This window comes from Stenotrophomonas sp. TWI1183, assembly GCF_039673115.1.
GTDB lineage: Bacteria > Pseudomonadota > Gammaproteobacteria > Xanthomonadales > Xanthomonadaceae > Stenotrophomonas > Stenotrophomonas maltophilia_AA.
In genome coordinates, this window is the sequence record NZ_JBDJKZ010000010.1 from 78,480 (window position 1) to 101,133 (window position 22,654).

At 66.7% G+C, this 22,654-nt stretch carries 15 protein-coding genes and 1 riboswitch; of the genes, 5 read left to right on the top strand and 10 right to left on the bottom strand.

From position 1 onward, the window contains the following. The first annotated feature begins 2 nt into the window (after window positions 1–2). Together ABE434_RS11275 and ABE434_RS11280 are read left to right on the top strand one after the other, a co-directional pair. Window positions 3–3,173, top strand: coding sequence for an efflux RND transporter permease subunit (locus ABE434_RS11275; RefSeq protein ID WP_346478895.1), 3,171 nt, complete (start codon window positions 3–5; stop codon window positions 3,171–3,173). Between the two features lie 114 nt (window positions 3,174–3,287). Continuing rightward, window positions 3,288–4,322 carry a hypothetical protein gene (locus tag ABE434_RS11280; RefSeq protein ID WP_346478896.1) on the top strand — a complete coding sequence of 345 codons (1,035 nt, stop codon included), beginning with the start codon at window positions 3,288–3,290 and terminating at the stop codon, window positions 4,320–4,322. Between the two features lie 27 nt (window positions 4,323–4,349). Here the strand turns inward: ABE434_RS11280 and gdhA are convergent, their stop codons facing one another. The 9 genes from gdhA to ilvC all read right to left on the bottom strand — a co-directional run bounded on the left by gdhA (window position 4,350) and on the right by ilvC (window position 14,640). Then, window positions 4,350–5,693, bottom strand: coding sequence for an NADP-specific glutamate dehydrogenase (gene gdhA / locus ABE434_RS11285; protein WP_346478897.1), 1,344 nt, complete (start codon window positions 5,691–5,693; stop codon window positions 4,350–4,352). Between the two features lie 108 nt (window positions 5,694–5,801). Continuing rightward, entirely contained in the window at window positions 5,802–6,863 is a 1,062-nt protein-coding gene (gene leuB / locus ABE434_RS11290) for a 3-isopropylmalate dehydrogenase (protein WP_346478898.1), read from the bottom strand. Next, entirely contained in the window at window positions 6,853–7,431 is a 579-nt protein-coding gene (gene leuD / locus ABE434_RS11295; RefSeq protein WP_346478899.1) for a 3-isopropylmalate dehydratase small subunit, read from the bottom strand. Before leuD ends, leuB begins: the two co-directional genes overlap by 11 nt. After that, window positions 7,431–8,852, bottom strand: coding sequence for a 3-isopropylmalate dehydratase large subunit (leuC, locus tag ABE434_RS11300; protein ID WP_346478900.1), 1,422 nt, complete (start codon window positions 8,850–8,852; stop codon window positions 7,431–7,433). Before leuC ends, leuD begins: the two co-directional genes overlap by 1 nt. A gap of 39 nt (window positions 8,853–8,891) precedes the next feature. Beyond that, window positions 8,892–10,439, bottom strand: coding sequence for a 2-isopropylmalate synthase (locus tag ABE434_RS11305; protein WP_176988269.1), 1,548 nt, complete (start codon window positions 10,437–10,439; stop codon window positions 8,892–8,894). A 2-nt stretch (window positions 10,440–10,441) separates the two neighbouring features. Continuing rightward, window positions 10,442–11,539, bottom strand: coding sequence for a threonine dehydratase (locus ABE434_RS11310; protein ID WP_176988490.1), 1,098 nt, complete (start codon window positions 11,537–11,539; stop codon window positions 10,442–10,444). Window positions 11,540–11,653: 114 nt separating this feature from the next. Beyond that, window positions 11,654–11,908, bottom strand: a complete 255-nt coding sequence (locus tag ABE434_RS11315; protein WP_019183810.1) for an ACT domain-containing protein — start codon at window positions 11,906–11,908, stop codon at window positions 11,654–11,656. Further along, window positions 11,892–13,625, bottom strand: a complete 1,734-nt coding sequence (ilvG, locus tag ABE434_RS11320; RefSeq protein ID WP_176988270.1) for an acetolactate synthase 2 catalytic subunit — start codon at window positions 13,623–13,625, stop codon at window positions 11,892–11,894. Before ilvG ends, ABE434_RS11315 begins: the two co-directional genes overlap by 17 nt. A gap of 40 nt (window positions 13,626–13,665) precedes the next feature. Then, complete coding sequence (ilvC, locus tag ABE434_RS11325) at window positions 13,666–14,640, bottom strand: ketol-acid reductoisomerase (RefSeq protein WP_070473592.1); 975 nt, start codon at window positions 14,638–14,640, stop codon at window positions 13,666–13,668. Window positions 14,641–15,295: 655 nt separating this feature from the next. On the opposite strand from ilvC, the gene ggt reads away from it, so the two are divergent. Next, complete coding sequence (gene ggt / locus ABE434_RS11330) at window positions 15,296–17,014, top strand: gamma-glutamyltransferase (RefSeq protein WP_346478901.1); 1,719 nt, start codon at window positions 15,296–15,298, stop codon at window positions 17,012–17,014. Between the two features lie 683 nt (window positions 17,015–17,697). On the opposite strand, the gene ABE434_RS11335 is transcribed toward ggt, so the two are convergent. After that, window positions 17,698–19,266, bottom strand: a complete 1,569-nt coding sequence (locus ABE434_RS11335; protein WP_346478902.1) for a BCCT family transporter — start codon at window positions 19,264–19,266, stop codon at window positions 17,698–17,700. A gap of 292 nt (window positions 19,267–19,558) precedes the next feature. Next, window positions 19,559–19,660, top strand: a riboswitch (TPP riboswitch). A gap of 141 nt (window positions 19,661–19,801) precedes the next feature. Between ABE434_RS11335 and thiC the strand changes: the two genes are divergently transcribed. Beyond that, window positions 19,802–21,679 carry a phosphomethylpyrimidine synthase ThiC gene (gene thiC, locus ABE434_RS11340; protein ID WP_346478903.1) on the top strand — a complete coding sequence of 626 codons (1,878 nt, stop codon included), beginning with the start codon at window positions 19,802–19,804 and terminating at the stop codon, window positions 21,677–21,679. Between the two features lie 97 nt (window positions 21,680–21,776). Beyond that, window positions 21,777–22,454, top strand: a complete 678-nt coding sequence (locus ABE434_RS11345) for an ion channel (RefSeq protein ID WP_176988273.1) — start codon at window positions 21,777–21,779, stop codon at window positions 22,452–22,454. Window positions 22,455–22,654 lie beyond the last annotated feature (200 nt).

Sequence of the window (22,654 nt, forward strand, 5' to 3'; positions counted from 1 at the left end):
CCGTGCGCCGCTTCAATCTCTCCGAATGGGCGCTGGGCAACCGGCCACTGGTGCTGTTTGCGATGCTGGCCTTCGCGATCATCGGCGCGTGGTCGTACAAGCACCTGGGCCAGTCCGAGGATCCACCGTTCACCTTCAAAGTGATGGTGGTGCGCACGAATTGGCCCGGCGCGACCGCCGAACAGGTCTCACGCCAGGTCACCGAACCGATCGAGAAGGCACTGCTGAACACCGGGCAGTACGAGTTCATCCGCTCCTACTCGCGCCCGGGCGAATCGCAGGTGATCTTCGTGGCGCGCGACAGCCTGCGTTCCAAGGCGATTCCCGACCTGTGGTACCAGGTGCGCAAGCGCGTGGGCGACATCAAGCCGACCCTGCCGCGCGAAATCGTCGGACCGTTCTTCAACGACGAATTCGGCGACACCTTCGGCAACATCTACGCGTTGACCGGGCAGGGCTTCGACTACGCGGTGATGCGCGACTACGCCGATCGCATCCAGCTGGAACTGCAGCGCGTGCCGGATGTGGGCAAGATCGAACTGGAAGGCCTGCAGGACGAGAAGGTCTGGATCGAGCTGTCCAATACCAAGCTGGCCACCCTGGGCGTGTCGCTGCAGCAGGTGCAGCAGGCATTGGCCGACCAGAATGCCATTGCCGCCACCAGCTTCTTTGAAACGCCGACCGATCGTGTGCAGCTGCGCGTCACCGGCCAGTTCCAGAGCGTGGAGGAGATCCGCAGCTTCCCGATCCAGGCCGGCGACCGCACCGTGCACCTGGGCGACATCGCCGAGATCAAACGCGGTTTCGCCGATCCGGCGTCGCCGAAGATGCGCTTCATGGGTGAGGACGCGATCGGCATCGCCGTGGCGATGAAGGACGGCGGCGACATCCTCAAGCTGGGCAGTACCCTGGATGCCGAGTTCGAACGACTGCAGAAGACACTGCCGGCCGGCATGCAGCTGCGCAAGGTCTCCGACCAGCCGCATGCGGTGGAGGAGTCCGTCGGCGAGTTCGTGCAGGTGCTGACCGAAGCGGTGGTGATCGTGCTGCTGGTGAGCTTCTTCTCGCTTGGCCTGCGCACCGGCCTGGTGGTGGGCGTGACCATTCCGCTGGTGCTGGCGATGACGTTCTTCGTCATGCATTACTTCGGCATCGGCCTGCACAAGATTTCCCTCGGCGCGCTGGTGCTGGCGCTGGGCCTGCTGGTGGACGATGCGATCATCGCGGTGGAGATGATGGCCACCAAGATGGAGCAGGGCTACGACCGCCTGCGCGCGGCCAGCTTCGCGTGGGAATCGACCGCCTTCCCGATGCTGACCGGTACGCTGATCACCGCGGCCGGCTTCCTGCCGATCGCCACGGCCGCCTCGAGCACCGGCGAATACACCCGCTCGTTGTTCCAGGTGGTCACCATCGCGCTGGTGGTGTCGTGGATCGCCGCGGTGCTGTTCATCCCGTACCTGGGCGACAAGATGTTGCCGGACCTGTTCAATCCGCAGCCGCCGAAGCCGGACAGCCTGGCGGGGCGCTGGCATGCCCGTCGCCTGCGGTGGGCCGACCGCCATCCCGCGTTCGCGCGCTGGATCGCGCCGAAGGTCCATGCGCACGACCACGATCCGTACCAGCGTCCGTTCTACGTGCGCTTCCGCGGGTTCCTCGATGTGTGCCTCCGCCATCGCTGGTGGGTGATCGCTGCCACGGCCGCGCTGTTCGTGTTCTCGCTGCTGATCTTCCGCTTCGTGCCCCAGCAGTTCTTCCCGGATTCGACCCGCCCGGAACTGATGGTGGACATTGAACTGGCCGAGGGTGCCTCGTTGCAGGCGACCCAGGCGCAGGCGACCAAGCTGGAAAAGCTGCTCAAGGACCGCGCGGGCATCAGCAACTATGTGGCCTACGTCGGCACCGGCTCGCCGCGTTTCTACCTGCCGTTGGACCAGCAGCTGCCGGCCACCAACTTCTCGCAGTTCGTGGTGCTGACCGAGAATGCAACAGCACGTGAGGCGACCCGCGACTGGCTGCTCAAGGACGTGATTCCGCAGTTCCCGGACGTGCAGATGCGCGTGACCCGCCTGGAGAACGGCCCGCCGGTCGGCTACCCGGTGCAGATGCGCATCTCCGGCGAGCATATCGCGCAGGTGCAGGCCATTGCCCGGCAGGTGGAAGCCAAGGTGCGCGCAAACCCGCACGTGATGAACGTCAACCTGGACTGGAGCGAGCCGAGCAAAGTGGTACGGCTGGTGATCGACCAGGACCGTGCACGCGCACTGGGCGTGAGCAGCGCGCAGGTGAGCCAGCTGCTGGGCACCTCGTTGTCGGGCATGAGCGTGAGCACCTACCGGGAGGGCAACCGCCTGATCGAGATGCTGCTGCGTGGCCCGGACAACGAACGCGTGCGGCTGGACATGCTGGGCAGCCTGGCCATTCCGACCGCCAGCGGCACCTCGGTGACGCTGTCGCAGGTGGCGCGCCTGGAGTACGTGTTCGAGGACGGCATCATCTGGCACCGCAACCGCCTGCCGACGGTGACCGTGCGCGCCGACATTGCCGACGCGAAGCAGCCGCTGGACGTGGTGCAGCAGATCCTGCCGACACTGGAGGGCATCCGTGCCGAGCTGCCGTCCGGCTACCTGCTTGAAACCGGCGGCACGGTGGAGGATTCCACCCGTGGCCAGGATTCGATCAAGGCCGGCATGCCGCTGTTCCTGATCGTGGTGGCGACCTTGCTGATGCTGCAGCTGCGCAGCTTCTCGCGTGCGGCGATGGTGCTGGTCACCGCGCCGCTGGGCATCATCGGCGCGACCCTGTTCCTGCTGCTGTTCCGCGCGCCGTTCGGCTTCGTAGCGCTGCTGGGGACGATCGCGCTGGCCGGCATGATCATGCGCAACTCGGTGATCCTGATCGATCAGATCCAGCAGGACATCGATGCCGGGCATGACCGCTGGCACGCGATCATCGATGCCACCGTGCGCCGCTTCCGCCCGATCGTGCTGACCGCGCTGGCCGCGGTGCTGGCGATGATCCCGCTGTCGCGCAGTGCGTTCTACGGCTCGATGGCGATCTCGATCATGGGCGGCCTGATCGTCGGCACCGTGCTGACCCTGGTGTTCCTGCCGGCGCTGTATGCCGCGTGGTTCCGGGTGAGGCCGGACGAGGCGAAGACCAGCGAAGGCTGAGGGACGATGAAGCCGGCCGATGGCCGGCTTCATTCTTTCGGCGCGACGTGACTGCCTGCCGTCTTCGCGATAGTTGCAAGCGTAAAATGCACATCGGATTCTCTTCGGTCGCGCATGATGCTGCTACGTTTTTTCTCTCCGCTCGCTGCTGCCGCGGCCGTCGCCGTGTCGATGGCCGGTGCGCCGCCAGCGCAGGCGAACACCGCTGCCAGCTTCCAGCGCGATCTCGTCGCGCTCCTGGAATGCCGTGCCTCACCGGCGGCAATGCAGGCGGTGACGACGGCGCTGCGTGGCGCACGGTACGGCACGCCGCAGGAGCGTCCGGCCCATCTGCAGGGTTGGGGCTTCAGTGGTGACGGGGACGACACGACGACGTTCATCGACATGCCGGACGCGTTGACGGTGCACGGCATCACAACGCATCGCGTGGTGGCGGATGACACGGGCTTCTCGATTCCCGTCGATGCCGGCCAGCGTGCGCGCATCGTCAGCGGGAATGGGCTGCGGCTGCGGTCAAGCAGCCTGCGTGAGCCGTTCCAGGTCTGGTCGCCACCCGAGGCATCCGGCGATGCGTCATTGCCTGCCGCACTCGTGGTGCGCAGCGATGGAAAGGGCTATCGGGTGGGGTGTGACTATCCCGGTCCGATGCGCGAGGCGCGTGTCCCCCCCCGATTGCGCGAGACTGCCTCGGCCAGTGATGTTGGCGCCGCGCTCGAATGTCGGGCGGACGACGCTGCCATGCAGCGCATCGCGAACACGTGGGAGCGTGTTTCGGAACTGTCGCCGGTGGCTTGGCCGGACAATGTCAGCGCGGTGGCCGAGCGTGAGTACGGTGTCGGCGGACAGACGATGTCTCTCCTCGCCGTCACGCTGGACCACCCTGTGATGCTGCAGGGGCTGCCCGTGCAGTCGCTCGGCATCGCCCAAGGGGGTTATTTCGCGGACATGGGCGATGCGCCGCTGAAGGCGGTGCTCGGTGCCACTGGACTGGGCGCGGCGGATCGTCAGGCGGAAGGGTACTGGATGCGCGAAGGAACGCGGGAGGCATCCTCCGGATACACGCGCGTGCGGGCATTCAGCGTGATACCCACCGACAGCGGTGCCGTGCTGGCCGGCTGCATGACGAGCGAGGTCCGCTCGGCGGACTGATCGCTGCGCCCGTTCATCGGTCTGCCCTCAGTACACGCCCTGGGCCAGCATCGCATCGGCCACTTTGACGAAACCCGCGATGTTGGCGCCGTCCACATAGTTCACGCTGCCGTCGGCGCGCTTGCCGTGGCGCACGCAGTTGGCGTGGATGTCCTTCATGATCCCGTGCAGGCGCTCGTCGACATCGGCGTGATGCCAGGACAGGCGCTGCGCGTTCTGGCTCATTTCCAGCCCCGAGGTGGCCACGCCGCCGGCATTGCTGGCCTTGCCCGGTGCGTACAGGGTGCCGGACGCGAGGAAGACGTCCACCGCCTCCAGCGTGGAGGGCATGTTGGCGCCTTCGGCCACGCACCGCACACCGTTGTCGACCAGGGCGCGGGCATCATCTTCGTCCAGTTCATTCTGGGTGGCGCAGGGCAGGGCGATCTCGGCCGGGATGTGCCAGGGACGCTTGCCGTCCAGGTACTCGAAGCGTTTGTCGTCGGCCAGCTCGGCCAAGCAACCACGGCGCTCGTTGCGCAGTTCCACCACCTCCTGCAGCGCCGCGTCATCGAAGCCATCGCGGGCGTACAGCGTGCCGCCGGAATCGGAGAGCGTGAGCACTTTCGCGCCCAGCTCGATGGCCTTGATCGCGGCATGCTGGGCGACGTTGCCGGCGCCGGAAATCAGCACCTTCGCGCCATCGGTATCGCGACGGGCATGGTGCAGCATCTGCTCGACGAAGTAGACGGTGCCGAAGCCGGTCGCTTCCGGACGCATCAGGCTGCCACCGTAGGAGAGGCCCTTGCCGGTGAACACGCAGGAGGCATGGTTGGTGATCTTCTTCATCATGCCGGTCATGTAGCCGACCTCGCGCGCGCCGACGCCGATGTCGCCGGCCGGCACGTCGGTATCGGCACCGAGGTGGCGGTGCAGTTCCAGCATCAAGGCCTGGCAGAAGCGCATCACTTCGGTGTCGCTGCGGCCCTTGGGATTGAAGTCCGCGCCGCCCTTGCCACCGCCCATCGGCAGGGTCGTCAGCGCGTTCTTCAGGGTCTGCTCGAAGGCAAGGAACTTCAGGATCGATTGGTTGACCGACGGATGGAAGCGCATGCCGCCCTTGAACGGGCCGATCGCCGAACTGTGCTGCACGCGCCAGCCGCGATTCACATGGGTCCTGCCAGCGTCATCAGCCCAGGCCACGCGGAACTGGATCACCCGCTCCGGCTCCACCAGCCGCTCCAGCAGCCCTTGTTCGAAGTAGCGGGGATGACGCTCCAGGAACGGCCACAGGCTCTGGATCACTTCTTTCACGGCCTGCAGGAATTCCGGCTGATGCGGATCGCGCTGGGCCACGTGGTTGAGAAATTCGGCAGCGGAACGAGGGTTCAAAGGCTTTCCTTGTTGGGGGCCAGCCGCTGGCAGCGACGTGGCCGACGGGACAGGGAGGCCGTGCGGGATGTACAGACAGGAACGCGGCCCCAGGCCGCGTTCGTACGGTCACTGCAGCTTGGCAAGGACCGCGTCGGTGGCTGCGGCGGTACTCACCGCAAAACCCTTGGCGGCGAGATCGGCGGTGAATACGCCGTCATCCAGCACGGCATATACCGCTGCCTCGACCGTAGCAGCCTCTTCGTCCAGCCCCAGTGAATGGCGCAGCAGCATCGCCGCGCTGAAGATGGTGGCGTAGGGATTGGCGATGCCCTTGCCGGCGATGTCCGGCGCGGAGCCGTGGATAGGCTCGTAGATGCCGACCGCACCCGGTTCGCCCAGCGAGGCAGATGGCAGCAGGCCGAGCGAGCCGGCCAGCATCGAGGCTTCGTCGGTGAGGATGTCGCCGAACATGTTCTCGGTCACGATCACGTCGTACTCGCGCGGCTTGGCCAGCAGGTGCATGGCCATCGAATCGACCAGCTGGTGCTCCAGCGCGATCTCCGGGAACTCTTCGCGGCCGATCCGCGCGGCGACGTCGCGCCACAGGCGCGAGGTTTCCAGCACGTTGGCCTTGTCCACAGAGGTGAGCTTGCCGCGGCGGGTCTGTGCCAGCCGGAACGCGGTGCGCATGACGCGCTCGATTTCGCCCACGCTGTAGCTGCACAGGTCGCTGGCGGTATCGGCGGTGCGGGTCTTCTCACCGAAATAGATGCCGCCGGTCAGTTCGCGCACGACGACGAAGTCCACGCCTTCCAGCAGTTCGGCCTTGATCGGCGAGGCGCCGAGCGCGGCCGCGTGCGTGCGCACCGGGCGCAGGTTGGCGTACAGCCCCAGCGCCTTGCGGATCGCCAGCAGGCCTTGTTCCGGCCGCACCTTCGCATTGGGATCGGACCACTTCGGCCCGCCCACCGCACCGAGCAGGATGGCGTCTGCCTTGCGACACGCATCCAGCGTGGTGGCCGGCAGCGGTTCACCGTGGCGATCGATGGCGATGCCACCGATGTCGTGTTCCTGGAACCCGAAGGTGTGCCCGAAACGGGTGGCGACGGCCTCCAGCACCGCCACGGCGGCGGCGGCGACTTCCGGACCGATGCCGTCACCCGGCAATACGACAATCTCAGCGTGCATGTTCACTCTCGTAACGTTCAATGTCAGGGGTACGGCCCAACAGATACCCCAATTGGTCCACGCCTTCCAGCAGGCAGGTCTGCGAGAAGCCGTCCAGCGGGAAGGCATACACGCGTCCATCGGGCGTGCGCAGTTCGCGCGCGGCCACATCGATGGTCAGTGCGTCATCCGGGCGCTGCATCAGCGTCTGCACATCGGCTTCGTCCAGCACGATCGGCAGCAGGCCGTTCTTCAGCGAATTGCCGCGGAAGATGTCGGCGATCTCGCTGCTGACGATGGCGCGCAGGCCCAGGTCGGTCAGTGCCCACGGTGCATGCTCACGCGAGGAGCCGCAGCCGAAGTTGCGGCCGGCCAGCAGGATGCTGCGGCCGGCGTTGTGCGGCTGGTTGAAGGCGAACGCCGGGTTCGGCACGCCCTCGCTCTGCCAGCGCCAATCATTGAAGGCGTACTTGCCCAGGCCGACGCGCTCGGTGGTGGACAGAAAGCGCGCCGGAATGATCTGGTCGGTATCGATGTTGGTCTCGCGCAGCACCACGCTGGTCGAGGTCAGGGTACGGAAGCCGCTCATCAGGCCACCTCCAGCGTGGCATACAGTTCGCGTGGGTCGGCCACGCGGCCGTTCACCGCGGCCCAGGCGGCCGTCATCGGCGAGGCCAGCAGGGTGCGCGAGCCGGGCCCTTGGCGGCCTTCGAAATTGCGGTTGCTGGTGCTGACCGCCAGTTGCCCCGGCGCGACCAGATCGCCGTTCATGGCGATGCACATCGAGCAGCCCGGCTCGCGCCATTCGGCACCGGCCGCGCGCACGACCACATCGATGCCTTCGGCTTCGGCCTGGCGCTTGACGATTTCCGAGCCCGGCACCACCAGCATGCGTACGCTCGGGGCGACGCGGCGGCCCTGCAGCACCTGCGCCACTTCGCGCATGTCGCTCAGGCGGCCGTTGGTGCAGGAACCGACGAAGACCACATCCACCGGCGTGCCGGCCAGGGTCTGCCCGGCGTGGAAGTGCATGTAGTCCAGTCCCTTCTGCGCGGCAGCGTCGTTGGCCGCCGGAATCGGCTGGTCCACGGCGATGGCGGTGCCGGGGTGGGTGCCCCAGGTCAGGGTCGGGCGGATGTCGGCGGCATCGATGTGGACCTCCACGTCGAAGCGCGCACCGGCATCGCTGCGCAGCTGCGACCACGCGTTGACGGCGGCATCGAAGTCGGCGCCCTTGGGACCACGCGGGGTGGCGGCCACCCAGTCGAAGGTGATCTGGTCGGGGGCGACCATGCCGGCTCGCGCGCCAGCTTCGATGGACATGTTGCACAACGTCATGCGCTGCTCCATGTCCATCGCTTCGATCGCGCTGCCGCGGAACTCCAGCACATGACCGGTGCCACCGTTGACGCCGATCACGCCGATGATGTGCAGCACCACATCCTTGGCACCGACGCCCTGGGCCAGCACGCCATCGACCGTGATCGCCATGGTCCTGGCTTTGCGTTGCAGCAGGCACTGGGTGGCCAGCACATGGCCGACCTCGCTGGTGCCGATACCGAAGGCCAGCGCGCCGAACGCCCCATGCGTGGAGGTGTGGCTGTCGCCGCAGACGATGGTCATGCCCGGCTGGGTGAAGCCCTGCTCGGGGGCGATCACGTGCACGATGCCGCGGCTGGCCGACTGCAGGTCGAACAGTTCGATGCCATGTTCCGCGCAGTTGGCCGCCAGCATCGCCACCTGTGCTTCGGAGGCGGCGCTGGCGTAGGGCAGCTTGCCGTCGGCACCGGCCGGCAGGGTCGGGGTGGAGTGGTCCATCGTCGCCTTGGTCCGGTCCGGCCGGCGCGGGGAGAGGCCGCGCTCGCGCAGTTCGGTGAAGGCCTGCGGGGAGGTCACTTCATGGATCAGGTGCAGGTCGATGTACAGCACGGCGGGCGCGCTGTCGGTCTCGGGAACGACGACGTGGGCATCCCACAGTTTGTCGTACAGGGTGCGGGGAGCTGGGGTCATGGACTGGCCTTGCTGCGGTTCGGGGTGCTTCATGGGTGCTCAGGCCGCGGCGGTCGCCGCGGGCTGTTCGGTCGTCGCGTTGCGCTGGCGCAGCAGGCGGTTGGCCACTTCCAGCCACGCCAGCGCGGAGGCTTCGATGATGTCGCGGCTGGTGCCGGTGCCTTCGTACTCCACGCCCTCGTGGCGCACGCTCAGGTTGGCTTCGCCGCGCGCATCGGCGCCGATGCCCACACTGTGCACGTGGTAGCTGTCCAGCATCAACTGCACGCCGGTGGCGGCCGACAGTGCACCGAACAACGCATCGACCGGACCATCGCCCTGCGCCGTCTCGGCAACGCGGTTGCCCTCCGGGTCGGACAGCTCGACCAGCGCATTGGCGCGGCTGCCGACATCGCTGATCGTCATCGAGGCCAGGCGGTAGCCGTTCTGGGTGGCGCTGCCCTGCATCAGGGTCTGCAGGTCGGCATCGGTCACCACGCGCTGCTGCTCGCACAGCGCCTTGAACTGCTCGAAGACCAGCTTCAGTTCTTCCTCTTCCAGCCAGAAGCCCAGCGCACGCAGGCGCTGGTCGACCGCAGCGCGGCCACTGTGGCGGCCCAGCACCATCTGCGAGGACTCCCAGCCCACATCTTCCGGGCGCATGATTTCGTAGGTGCCACGGTGGCGCAGCATGCCGTGCTGGTGGATGCCCGACTCATGCGCGAAGGCGTTGGCGCCGACGATCGCCTTGTTGCGCTGGACCGGCATGCCGACCAGGCGCTGCAGCAGCTGCGAGGTGCCGACGATGCGCGGCGTATTGATCCGCGTGTCTTCTTCGTAGAAGGCGTTGCGTACCTTCAGCACCATGGCGATCTCTTCCAGCGAGCAGTTGCCGGCGCGTTCGCCGATGCCGTTGATGGTGCATTCGACCTGGCGCGCGCCGCCTTCGATGGCGGCCAGCGAGTTGGCCACGGCCAGGCCCAGATCGTTGTGGCAGTGCGCGCTGAAGATGATGCGGTCGCTGTCCGGCACGCCGGCGATCACGCGCTGGAACATCCCGCGGATCTCTTCCGGCGTGGTGAAGCCCACGGTGTCGGGCAGGTTGATGGTGGTCGCGCCGGCGGCCACGGCCACGCGGGCTACCTCGATCAGGAAGTCCTCCTCGGTGCGCGTGGCGTCTTCCGCGGAAAACTCGACGTCATCCACATAGCCACGGGCCAGGCTGACGTGCCTGTGCACCGATTCCAGCACCTGCTCGCGGCTCATGCGCAGCTTGTGCTCGCGATGCAGCGGGCTGGTCGACAGGAAGACATGCAGGCGCGCGTTCGCCGCGGCCTCCAGCGCCTTGGCCGAGGTTTCGATGTCGGCGGCCAGGCAGCGTGACAGCACGGCCAGGGTCGGGCGGCGCACTTCGCGGGCGATCATGGCCATTGCTTCGCGGTCGGACTGGGAGCTGGCCGGGAAGCCGGTTTCCATGACGTCCACGCCCAGTTCGTCCAGTGCGCGGGCCATCACCAGCTTCTGCTGCGGGCTCATGCTGCAGCCCGGCGATTGCTCGCCATCGCGCAGGGTGGTGTCGAAAATTCTAATGCGGGGGGAGTTGGGCATGGTCACCAGGAGGTCTCCTCGACAGCAATGTCGGATGGAATGGCAGAGGTAGGAATCGAAACGGATATCGGGGGTGTCGCGAGCACGGTTGGTAGGGGCGGGCGTGTTCGCTCGCTGGCGCGGCGGCGCGGTTTGCGCGGGGGACGGGGACGGATGTCGGCCAGCAGCTGGGCCAGTACCAGCGCATCGATGTTGCCGCCGGAGACCACGGCGCACTTGCGCTTGCCGGCGACACGGCGGCCGGCAGCCAGCGCCAGCGCACCAGCCCCTTCGGCGATCACGTGTTCTTCCAGCGCCAGCCGCACCAGGGTTTCGCGCAGCTCGGCTTCACGCACGATCACCACGTCGTCCAGCAGCGCGCTGCACAGCCGGCGGGTCAGGAAGCCGGGGATCTTTACCTTGACGCCGTCGGCCAGGGTGGCGACCGGGGCGATCTCGCGTACGTCGCCGCGCATGGCGCGGGCCATCGAATCGACGCCCTCGACCTGAGCACCGACGATGCGCACGCCCTGCGATTTCAGCGCCAGCGCCACGCCGGACGCCAATCCACCGCCGCCGATCGGCACGATCACCACGTCCGGTGCGTGCGGCGCCAGCTCGATGCCCAGGGTGCCCTGGCCGGCGATCACGTCGGGGTCGTCGAAGGCGGACAGGAAGCGGTAACCGTGCTGGTCGGCCAGCGCGCGGGCGAAGGCGTAGGCCTCGTCGTAGCTCTCCCCGTGCTGGCGGACAGTCGCGCCCCAATGCGCCACGCCGGCGATCTTGGTGGCCGGTGCGCCGTGCGGCATCACCGTGATCGCCGGAATGTTCAGGCGGTAGGCGGCCCAGGCCACGCCCTGGGCGTGGTTGCCGGCCGAGGCGCAGATGACCGGGCGGTCATCGCCGCGTTCACGGCCGGCCAGCAGGGCGTTCAGTGCGCCGCGTACCTTGTAGGAGCCGGTGCGCTGCAGGTTCTCCAGCTTCAGCCAGACGCCGAAGCGCTCGGCGTAATGCAGCGGCGTCGGCGGCAGGAAGCGGCGCAGCCGCGCCTGCGCGGCCAGCACATCGGCGACGCTTACGTCGCCTACATCCGGTTCCTGCGGGGTACGGCTAGCCGGCATCACGCACCCGGCCATGGTGATCGTCGCGGAGCGGCGCGCGCTGCCACGGCGCACGCTGCGACGCACGACCGAGAAGACACCTCCGTACCGGCACCGATGCAACGGTGCGGGCGTTCATGCGGATACTCCGGGTTCCAGCGCGCTGATGCGCACCGAGACACAGTCGTAGATCTTCTCGATCTGGCGGCGCAGCGTTTCCGGTGGACGGGTGCTGTCCACCACCAGCTGCAGGTGCCAGCGGCCGTCATCGGCGGCATTCGGCGCACCGGCGATCGCGCGCGGCGCGAAGCCGCGGCGTTCGGCCATGCCGATCACGCGCAGCAGCGCGCCTTCGGCGGGGGTCAGCACCAGGTCAAGCCGGTATTGCATTGGGGAACTCCTGGGACTGATGGGCGGGGTTGCTTTCCAGCATCGTGCTGTTGGCGTTGTTGGGCGGCACCAGCGGCCACACGTTGGCACGCGCATCGATGGCGACATGCAGCAGCGCCGGGCCGGGCTGGGCCAGCATCGCGGCCAGGCCACCTTCGACATCGTCACGCGCTTCGATGCGCGTGGCCGGAATGCCGAACACCTGGGCCAGCGCGGCGAAGTCCGGGTTGTCGGACAGATCGATCTCGCTGTACCGCTCGGCGAAGAACAGCTCCTGCCACTGGCGGACCATGCCCAGCGAGCTGTTGTCCAGCAGCACGATCTTCACCGGCAGGCGGCAGCGGGCGATGGTGACCAGCTCCTGCACGTTCATCATGAAACTACCGTCGCCGGAGACCAGCACCACGGTGCGGTCGGGGCAGGCGAACTGCGCGCCCATCGCCGCCGGCAGGCCGAAGCCCATGGTGCCCAGCGCGCCGCTGGTCAGGTGGTTGCGCGGGTGGTTGAAGCGGCAATGCTGGGCGACCCACATCTGATGCTGGCCGACATCGCAGGCGATGATGGCGTCGCTCGGCGCCAGCTCGCTCAGGCGCTTCAGCAGCGCCGGAGCGTAGATGTGCTTGCCCGGTGCGTCGTAGCGCGGGGCGAAGCGTTCACGATGGCCCTGGCAGCGCTGGCGCCACGCATCCTGCGCGGCCGGTACCGTGGCGGCCGCGGTCAGCGCACGCAATGCCGTGCCGACGTTGCCCGGCACCGCGATGTCGGCAGTACGCAGCTTGGAGATCTCGTACGCATCGGCATCGATATGCACGACGCGCGCAAACGGGGCGAACTCGTTCAACTTGCCGGTGGCGCGGTCATCGAACCGCGCGCCGACCACGACCAGCAGATCGCTTTCCTGCACGGCCATGTTGGCTGCGCGGGTGCCGTGCATGCCCAGCATGCCCAGGTAGTGCGGATGCTGCGGCGGCAGCGCGCCCAGCCCACGCAGGGTCAGCACGGTCGGAATACGGGTCGCCTCGACGAAGGCGCGGAAGTCCTCCACCGCATCGCCCAGCGCCACCCCACCACCGGCATAGATCACCGGCTTCTCTGCCTCGGCGATCGCGGCGATGGTCTGCGCGATGGCCTCGTCCTGCGGTGCCGGCGGTGCGACCACGGTGGAGGGCACGTGGTCGGGCAGATGCGACGCATCGGCCACCTGCACGTCCTTGGGCAGATCGATCAGCACCGGACCGGGACGGCCCTCGCGGGCGATACGGAACGCGTCGGCGACCACCTGCGGCAGGTCTTCGACGCGGCGCACCAGCCAGCTGTGCTTGACGATCGGCAGGGTCAGCCCGAACACGTCCAGTTCCTGGAACGCGTCGGTGCCCAGCAGCGGGGTGGCGACCTGGCCGGTGATGCAGACCATCGGCACCGAATCCAGCATCGCGTCGGCGATGCCGGTGACCAGGTTGGAGGCGCCCGGGCCGGAGGTGGCGACGCAGACGCCGACCCGGCCACTGGCGCGGGCGAAGCCGTTGGCGGCCAGGGCCGCGCCCTGCTCGTGGCGGACCAGGATGTGCTTCAGCCCGGAATCCACCAGGGCGTCATAGAACGGCATGATGGTGCCGCCCGGATAGCCGAACAGCGTATGCACGCCCTCGGCTTCCAGGGCCTGCGTCAACCAGCGTGCGCCGTTGCGGGGCGCGGTGCTGTGGGCGGAGGTATTCATGCGGTGACCTTTACGAAAGCGGGTGGGAGAGCCGCGCGTTTTACGCGGCTTGACTTTGCAACCAGACCATCTTGGCGCGCAGTTCCTTGCCTACCTTCTCGATCGGGTGCTCCAGGTCGGCCTGCTTGAATTTGTTGTAGTTCGGCAGGCCCGCTTCGTACTCGGCGACCCAGTTCTTGGTGAAGGTGCCGTTCTGGATATCGGTCAGCACGTCCTTCATGCGCGCCTTGGTGCCGGCGTCGATCACGCGCGGGCCGCTGACGTAGTCGCCGTACTGCGCGGTCTCGGAGATGAATTCCAGCATGCGGGTGATGCCGCCTTCGTAGAACAGGTCGACGATCAGCTTCAGTTCGTGCAGCACTTCGTAGTAAGCGATCTCCGGCTGGTAGCCGGCTTCGACCAGGGTTTCGAAACCGGCCTGCACCAGGGCCGAGGCACCGCCGCACAGTACGGCCTGTTCGCCGAACAGATCGGTTTCGGTCTCTTCCTTGAAGGTGGTCTGGATCAGGTTGGCGCGGGCGCCACCCAGGCCACCGGCGTAGGCCAGGGCGAACTCGGCGGCCTTGCCGCTCTTGTCCTGGTAGACCGCCCAGATGCACGGCACGCCGCGGCCGATCTCGTACTCGCGACGGACCAGCGCACCCGGGCCCTTCGGCGCGACCAGCACCACGTCCAGATCCTCGCGCGGTTTGATCATGTCGAAATGCACGTTCAGGCCATGCGCGAACAGCAGCACAGCGCCCTGTTTCATGTTCGGCGCGAGCACGTCTTCGTAGAGCTTCTTCTGCACCATGTCCGGGGTCAGCACGGCGACCAGGTCTGCGTCCTTGACCGCTTCGGCCGGGGCTTTGACGGTGAAGCCGTCGGCCTGGGCCTTGACCTCGGTCGGACCGCCCGGGCGCAGCCCGACGACGACATCGAAGCCGGATTCACGCAGATTCAGCGCGTGCGCGCGGCCTTGGCTGCCGTAGCCGACAACAGCGATCTTGATCTGGGGCAGGTCGTTGGTGCTCATGGGGGAGGTCCTTTGGAGGCAAGAAAAAAGAGGGCCGACGGTCAGCGACGCGTCGGCCCATCAGGGGAAGGGGGGGCGCCGGCCTGGCCGCGACCACACGCGAACGCACCCGCCGTGGGGGCGGTGGGCATCGGCTGGCTCGAGGTGGGCTGGCGGGTCATGGTGGAAGGCAACTCGGAGGGGAGGATGGAAATCGAAGGGTTCTGAAACGAAAAAACCCGCACCTGGTCGGGTGCGGGTTTTGATGGATACCTGGCAGTCTTGCTTACACGCCGGTCCGTCCCGCACCTGTTGGTTGGGTAATAAGTACGAGGACGAGAAGCGAATGGACGGAGGCCGCGCCGTGGTCGGCGTGCTCGGTGGATTCGCGGGTGGCTGTGCGCTGCAACATGAGATCGAGAAAACCACACGGGTTTTGGCGGTGTCAACCCTGGGAACGCAATTTCCATCAGTTTCGCCTGCATCCACCGCAAGGCCCCGTCCCGCAAGGATGGTTGCGGCTGAAAGCGTTCCGGTGAACCGGAATTCAGCATTTTGGCGCGCCGTACTGCGCGGATTCGAGGTCTGGTTTCCTCGGTACATGACCATGGTGGGATGTCATCCGGAGGCATCTGCCGCCACCATCGGGGGGCTACCACCCATCAGGAACCACCCCGTGTCCTCACGCCTTGCCCGCGGCCTGCTCGCCGCCGCCGTCCTGTGTACGCTGCCTGCCGCCGCGATCGCCGCCGACCGGATCACCGGCCACACCTTCGCCACCCGCTCGGAGGTAATTGCCCCGCACGCGATGGCCGCCACCTCCCAGCCCCTGGCCACCCAGATCGCGCTGGACGTGATGAAGTCCGGCGGCTCGGCGGTCGATGCCGCGATCGCCGCCAATGCCGCGCTCGGCTTGATGGAGCCGACCGGCAACGGCGTCGGCGGTGACCTGTTCGCGATCGTGTGGGACCCCAGGACGCAGAAGCTCTACGGTTACAACGGCTCGGGCCGCTCGCCGAAGTCGCTGACCCTGGCCGAGTTCCAGCGCCGCGGGCTCAAGGAGATCCCGGCCACGGGTCCGCTGCCGGTCTCGGTGCCCGGCGCGGTCGACGGCTGGTTCGCCCTGCACGAACGCTTCGGCCGCAAGCCGATGGCCGACAACCTCGCCCCGGCGATCCGCTACGCCCGCGAAGGCCATCCGGTCGCCGAGGTCATCGCCTACTACTGGGACCGCTCGGTCCCGCGGCTGTCCAGGTATCCCGGCTTCACCGAGCAGTTCACGATCGATGGCCATGCCCCGCGCAAGGGCGAGCTGTGGAAGAACCCGAACCTGGCGCATACCCTCGAGCAGATCGCCCAGGGCGGCCGCGACGCCTTCTACAAGGGTGACATCGCCCGCACCATCGGCACCTACTTCAAGGCCAACGGCGGTTACCTGAGCTACGACGACCTGGCCAGCCATCATGGCGAGTGGGTCGAGCCTGTGAGCAGCAATTACCGCGGCTACGATGTGTGGGAGCTGCCGCCGAACAGCCAGGGCATCGCCGCGCTGCAGATCCTCAACGTGCTGGAAGGCTACGACTTCTCGAAGATTCCCTTCGGTTCACCTGAACATGTGCATCTGTTCGTGGAGGCCAAGAAGCTGGCCTTCGCCGACCGTGCGCGCTTCTACACCGACCCGGCCTTCCATCCGGCGCCGGTCGATAGACTGATTTCCAAGGGTTACGCCGCCGAGCGCCGCAAACTGATTTCGATGGACAAGGCCCTGAGCGAAGTGCAGCCGGGCACGCCGAAGCAGCTGAAGGAGGGCGACACGATCTACCTGACGGTCGCCGATGCGGACGGCATGATGGTCTCGCTGATCCAGTCCAATTACCGCGGCATGGGCAGCGGCATGGCGCCGCCGGGCCTGGGCTTCATCCTGCAGGACCGTGGCGAGATGTTCGTGCTGCAGAAGGATCACCCGAATGGGTACGCTCCGGGCAAGCGGCCGTTCCAGACGATCATCCCGGGTTTCGTCACCAAGGATGGCAAGCCGTGGATGAGCTTCGGGGTGATGGGCGGTGCGATGCAGCCGCAGGGGCATGCGCAGATCGTGATGAACATGGTCGATTTCGGGATGAATCTGCAGGAAGCGGGGGATGCGCCGCGCATCCAGCACGAGGGGTCGACGGAGCCGACCGGGCAGGCGACGGCGATGAGCGACGGGGGCGAGGTGAATCTGGAAACCGGCTTCCCGTATGAGACGGTGCGCGCGCTGATGCGCAAGGGCCACCGGGTGGTGTTCGCGGATGGTCCGTACGGCGGGTATCAGGCGATCCTGCGTGATCCGGAGACCGGGGTGTACTACGGCGCTTCGGAGAGCCGCAAGGATGGGCAGGCGGCGGGGTACTGATTTCTTGTGCTCCGTAGAGCCGGCCGCTGGTCGGTCGGCAGAAGCGCAGGGCAGTGCGCAGGGCAGAAGCGCGGGGGCAGAAGCGTAGAGCAGGGCGCGTTCGGACTGCGGATAGTGGGCCGGCCTGGGTGGGTTTGCGGGACACGCCGTGAATCCATCCATGGAGGCTCATGTCGCCGCATCCATGCGGCTCATGGTCCCGCCAACCCACCCAGGCCGGCCCACCCACAATGGGTCGGTGCGCATGGCAAAAGCGCACACGGCCGAAGCGGTAGAGCCACGCCATGCGTGGCTGCTCTTCCCAGGCAATGATCCGACGTAGAGCCACGCCATGCGTGGCTGCTCTTCCCCGGACAAATGATCCGACGTAGAGCCACGCCATGCGTGGCTGCTCTTCCCGGGCAAATGATCCGACGTAGGGCCACGCCATGCGTGGCTGCATTGCCTCAACCAGGATCCAAGGCGTCAGATGCACGCTGCTGCGCCGAGCTTCGCCCGGCGGCTCTCCCCGACACCACCTTGAAACCGTGAGCGGGACGGGGCGGGTGGGTTGTCGGGACCATGAGCGCCATGGATGGCGCGACATGAGCCTCCAAGGACGGATTCACGGCGTGTCCCGCCAACCCACCCGTCCCGACCCGCCCACCGATAGCCCGGAAGGCGGGACGCTCTAGGCGTTCCGCTCAGGGCGCCCGAGCCGCCTCATCGCGCGTCTCTTCCTGCGCCGCGATCTCCCGCTCGATCCACTCGTCCATCAACCGCCGCGCACGCTGCGCACGGCGCCGCTGCAACGCATGCTCCATGTCCAGCACCCGGTACAACGACCACATCACCGCCAGCATCAACAACGCGAACGGCAACGCCGCGATCGTGATCATCCCCTGCAGCGCATTGAGTCCACCGGCCAACAACAGCACGCCCGCGATCAACGCAATCGCCACGCCCCACACCATCCGGCGCGCCAACGGCGGATCGCCGGCCTCCTCCGTCGACATCGTTGCCAGCACCAGCACCGCCGAATCGGCCGAGGTCACGAAGAAGATGATCAACAGCACCAGTGCGACAACCGACAACATCATGGGCATCGGCAGGCTGTCGAACATCGTGAACAACACCGTCTCATAGCCATTGCCCAGCGCCTGCGCCAGGTCCACGTGGCCGAAGATCTGCGACCACAGCGCCGTGCCGCCGAATACCGAGAACCACAGAAAGCCCAGCACGCTCGGTGCGATCACCACGCCCAGCACGAACTCGCGGATGCTGCGCCCTCGCGACACGCGCGCGATGAACGAGCCCACGAACGGCGCCCACGCGATCCACCAGGCCCAGTAGAAGATCGTCCAGTCCGCCACCCAGGTACTGCCCGAGAACGGTGACATCCGCAGGCTCATCGTCACCAGCGAATTGAGGTACGAACCGATCGTCGTGGTGAAGGTGTCGAAGATGAAGCCGGTCGGTCCCAGCACCAGGATCAGCGCCAGCAGCAATGCTGCCAGGCCGAGATTGAAGTTGGACAGCCACTTGATGCCGCGGTGGACACCGCTGGTGGTGGAGGCCATGTACAGCACGAACGCCACCGCGATGATGGTCAGCTGCACCGGCACCGAGGCCTGGATGCCGAATACGCGCTCGAGACCGGCGGCGATCTGGATCGTGCCGAAGCCCAGCGTCGTTGCCACACCGATCGCCGTGGCGACCACCGCGGCGACGTTGACGACCGTCCCCATCCAGCCACGGTGATGCGCGCCGATGATCGGCTGCAGCAGATCGCTGATCAGCCCGCGGCCATTGCGGTTGAACTGGAACCACGCCATCGCCAGGCCGATCAGGGCATAGATCGCCCACGGATGCAGGCCCCAATGGAAGAACGCATAGCGCATCGATGCGCGCGCCGCCTCCATGCTCTGCGGCGCCAACCCTTCCGGCGGTTTCACGAAGTGCGAGATCGGTTCGGCCGCGCCCCAGAACACCAGGCCGATGCCCATGCCCGCGGCGAACAGCATCGACATCCAGCTCGCATTGGAAAAGTCGGGCTCGGCATCTTCGCCGCCGATGCGCAGCGAACCGAAGCGGCCGAAGGCCAGGTACATCAGGAACGACAGGGTGATGAACACCACCAGCAGGTACAACCAGCCGGTGCTGCGGATGATGGTGGACAGGCCGCTCTGGACGACCTCGTTGAAGGGGCCCGGCGCGAGGCCGGCGATCAGCACCAGCAGTGCAACCAGTGCGATGGAAATGCGGAACACCATGAAGGCGTGTCTCCGATCAGTAGGGGCGAGCCGAGGCTTGCAATCTCCAGCGGCACAGCGGCAACGACTGGGGCGGATCAAGCCGGTCGAGGCCGGTCAGTACGGACGTCAATGGCGTCGAGCAGTGCGTGGTGCGCGCACGATCCGGGGTTTTCACCCCGGTATCGCACCGCATACCGCGCCGCAGCATGGTAGTGCATCGGGTGTCGGCGCTTTGTTCACATCCACCCCGCACTCACCGGCGCGCGCTTTCGCCGGTGTGCCCCGCGCGCTTGCCTTTGTGGTCTAATTCGCCCCGAAGCGGGGGTACCGCGGCCCAGTGGCCAAGGTTGAGACAGTCCCTTCGAACCTGATCCGGTTGATACCGGCGTAGGGAAGCTTCGCATCTGCAGATGCATTGCGCCGTAGGGCCGCCGCGCCCGGAGACCGCCCGCAATCCGTCCGTCGAGCGCCGCCGTTTCGTCCCTCCCATGCGAATCCCTCGCATAGAACCGCACAGTCCCTGTGCGGGGATTGAACCTAGGACGATGCCTCGATGAACGCACAGCTCTCCGCCCTGCAGCAACAGGCCCAGCAACTTTCCGAATCGGTCACCCGGCCGATTCCCGGCTCGCACAAGATCCACGTGCAGGGCTCGCGCAGCGATCTGCAGGTGCCGATGCGCGAGATCACGCTGACCCGCACGCCCACCTTGTTCGGTGGCGAAGAGAATGCGCCGGTCACCGTCTACGACACCTCCGGCCCGTATACCGATCCGGCGGTTGCCATCGACCTTTCGGCCGGTCTGCCCGCACTGCGCGCCGCCTGGGTGGCCGAGCGTGGCGATACCGAAGTGCTGGAGGGTCTGAGCTCGGCGTTCGGCCGCTCGCGCGAAACCGATGCCCGGCTCGATGCGGTGCGGTTCCCGTCGCGCCTGCAACCGCGACGCGCGTTGGCCGGCGCCAACGTCACCCAGATGCACTACGCACGCCGCGGCATCATCACGCCGGAGATGGAGTTCGTGGCGATCCGCGAGAACCAGCGCCTGGAGGCGATCCGCGATGCCGCGCTGCTGAAGCAGCACCCCGGCGAGTCCTTCGGCGCCTCGATCCCGAGGATCATCACGCCCGAATTCGTCCGTGACGAGATCGCCCGCGGCCGCGCGGTGCTGCCCAACAACATCAACCACCCGGAAAGCGAGCCGATGATCATCGGCCGCAACTTCCTGACCAAGATCAACGCCAACATCGGCAACAGCGCGGTGTCCTCCGGCATCGCCGAGGAAGTGGAGAAGCTGGTCTGGGCGATCCGCTGGGGCGGCGACACCGTGATGGACCTGTCCACCGGCAAGCACATCCATGAAACGCGCGAATGGATCCTGCGCAACTCGCCGGTGGCGATCGGTACCGTGCCGATCTACCAGGCTCTGGAGAAGGTCGATGGCCGCGCCGAAGAACTGAACTGGGCGATCTTCCGCGACACCCTGATCGAGCAGGCCGAGCAGGGCGTGGATTACTTCACCATCCACGCCGGCGTGCTGCTGCGTTATGTGCCGCTGACCGCCAAGCGCGTGACCGGCATCGTCTCGCGCGGTGGCTCGATCATGGCCAAGTGGTGCCTGGCACACCACAAGGAGAACTTCCTCTATACGCACTTCGAGGACATCTGCGAGATCATGAAGGCCTACGACGTGACCTTCTCGCTGGGCGACGGCCTGCGCCCGGGCTGCATCGCCGATGCCAACGATGCCGCGCAGTTCGGCGAACTGGAAACCCTGGGCGAGCTGACCAGGATCGCGTGGAAACATGACGTGCAGACCATGATCGAGGGGCCCGGCCACGTGCCGATGCAGCTGATCAAGGAGAACATGGACAAACAGCTGCGCGAGTGCGGTGAAGCGCCGTTCTACACCCTCGGCCCGCTGACCACGGATATCGCGCCGGGCTACGACCACATCACCAGCGCGATCGGCGCGGCGATGATCGGCTGGTACGGCACCGCCATGCTCTGCTACGTGACGCCGAAGGAACACCTCGGCCTGCCCAACCGCCAGGACGTGCGCGACGGCATCATGGCCTACCGCATTGCCGCGCACGCCTCGGATCTGGCCAAGGGCCATCCCGGCGCGCAGGTGCGCGACAACGCATTGAGCAAGGCGCGTTTCGAGTTCCGCTGGGAGGACCAGTTCCACCTTGGGCTGGATCCGGAGAAGGCCAAGGAATTCCACGACGAGACGCTGCCCAAGGATGCGCACAAGCTCGCCCATTTCTGCTCGATGTGCGGCCCGCACTTCTGCTCGATGAAGATCACCCAGGACGTGCGCGACTATGCGGCGGGGCAGGGGTTGGATACGCACCAGGCGCTGGAAGCCGGCATGGCGGAGAAGTCCGCCCAGTTCCGCGATCTGGGCGCCGAGGTGTATCGCCAGGAGTGAGGCGGCGGCCGGGGCGGTGCGCGCCGCCCCGGCCATCATCCAGTGCCCCCGCGATTCCGGCTAAGCTCGGCGCGACCAGGCAGGGGTGGGGACAACGATGGCGATAGCACGCAGCACCAAATGGTTGGCGATCGCGCGCCGGCATCCCTCGGCGTGGCTGCTGGCGGTGCAGCTGCTGGGCGTGCTGCTGTACCCGGCGATGGACGAGGCCGGCGCAAGCCGCGCGCTGTTCGGTGCGTTCGGGATCGCGGTGCTCGGCCTGGCCCTGTGGGTGGTACGCCGCAGCCCGTTGGGAATGTGGGTGGCGCTGGTGCTGGCGATCCCCTCGGTGGTGTTCTCGATCTCGGGCGCGCTGTTGGGACGCCCGGCGCTGGTCACTACCGCCCAGCTGCTCGAATGCCTGCTGTACTTCTATACCGCCGGCAGCCTGATCGCCTACATGCTGCAGGACCACAAGGTTACCCGTGACGAGCTGTTCGCCGCAGGGGCTACCTTCACGCTGCTGGCCTGGGCATTCGCCTTTGCTTTCGCGGTCTGCCAGCAGTGGTACCCGGGCAGCTTCGTGGCCACCAGCGAGAGCGAACTGCGCACCTGGATGGAGTTGCTTTATCTGAGCTTCAGCTTGCTGTCCGGCGTCGGACTGAGCGACGTGGTGCCGATTCACGCGCAGGCACGGGCGCTGGTGATGCTGGAACAGTTCGCGGGCGTGATGTATGTAGCGCTGGTGGTTTCGCGCCTGGTCGGACTCACGATGATCCGCCGCATACAAAGCTGAATCGCGCATAAAAAATTCGCGCCCGAAGGCGCGAATGCTGAATCAATTTATGTGGATTCGTCGGCGAGAGAGAGCCTGGTGTTGGCCACACGCACAGGTGCGGTTAACCCACATAGGCTAGTATTCGCGCGCTTCAGTGTTTTTGCGCTTTGCGCTGATGCCTTGTGCGGAATCTGGCGGTTCGTTCGGTCGTTGTCGAT

Bases quoted from the DNA above. Each gene is read 5' to 3' on its own strand.
- ABE434_RS11280 (WP_346478896.1), top strand. From the start codon at position 3,288: ATGATGCTGCTACGTTTTTTCTCTCCGCTCGCTGCTGCCGCGGCCGTC.
- leuB (WP_346478898.1), bottom strand. From the start codon at position 6,863: ATGCACGCTGAGATTGTCGTATTGCCGGGTGACGGCATCGGTCCGGAA.
- leuD (WP_346478899.1), bottom strand. From the start codon at position 7,431: ATGAGCGGCTTCCGTACCCTGACCTCGACCAGCGTGGTGCTGCGCGAG.
- leuC (WP_346478900.1), bottom strand. From the start codon at position 8,852: ATGACCCCAGCTCCCCGCACCCTGTACGACAAACTGTGGGATGCCCAC.
- ABE434_RS11305 (WP_176988269.1), bottom strand. From the start codon at position 10,439: ATGCCCAACTCCCCCCGCATTAGAATTTTCGACACCACCCTGCGCGAT.
- ABE434_RS11310 (WP_176988490.1), bottom strand. From the start codon at position 11,539: ATGCCGGCTAGCCGTACCCCGCAGGAACCGGATGTAGGCGACGTAAGC.
- ABE434_RS11315 (WP_019183810.1), bottom strand. From the start codon at position 11,908: ATGCAATACCGGCTTGACCTGGTGCTGACCCCCGCCGAAGGCGCGCTG.
- ilvG (WP_176988270.1), bottom strand. From the start codon at position 13,625: ATGAATACCTCCGCCCACAGCACCGCGCCCCGCAACGGCGCACGCTGG.
- ilvC (WP_070473592.1), bottom strand. From the start codon at position 14,640: ATGAGCACCAACGACCTGCCCCAGATCAAGATCGCTGTTGTCGGCTAC.
- ABE434_RS11335 (WP_346478902.1), bottom strand. From the start codon at position 19,266: ATGGTGTTCCGCATTTCCATCGCACTGGTTGCACTGCTGGTGCTGATC.
- thiC (WP_346478903.1), top strand. From the start codon at position 19,802: ATGAACGCACAGCTCTCCGCCCTGCAGCAACAGGCCCAGCAACTTTCC.
- ABE434_RS11345 (WP_176988273.1), top strand. From the start codon at position 21,777: ATGGCGATAGCACGCAGCACCAAATGGTTGGCGATCGCGCGCCGGCAT.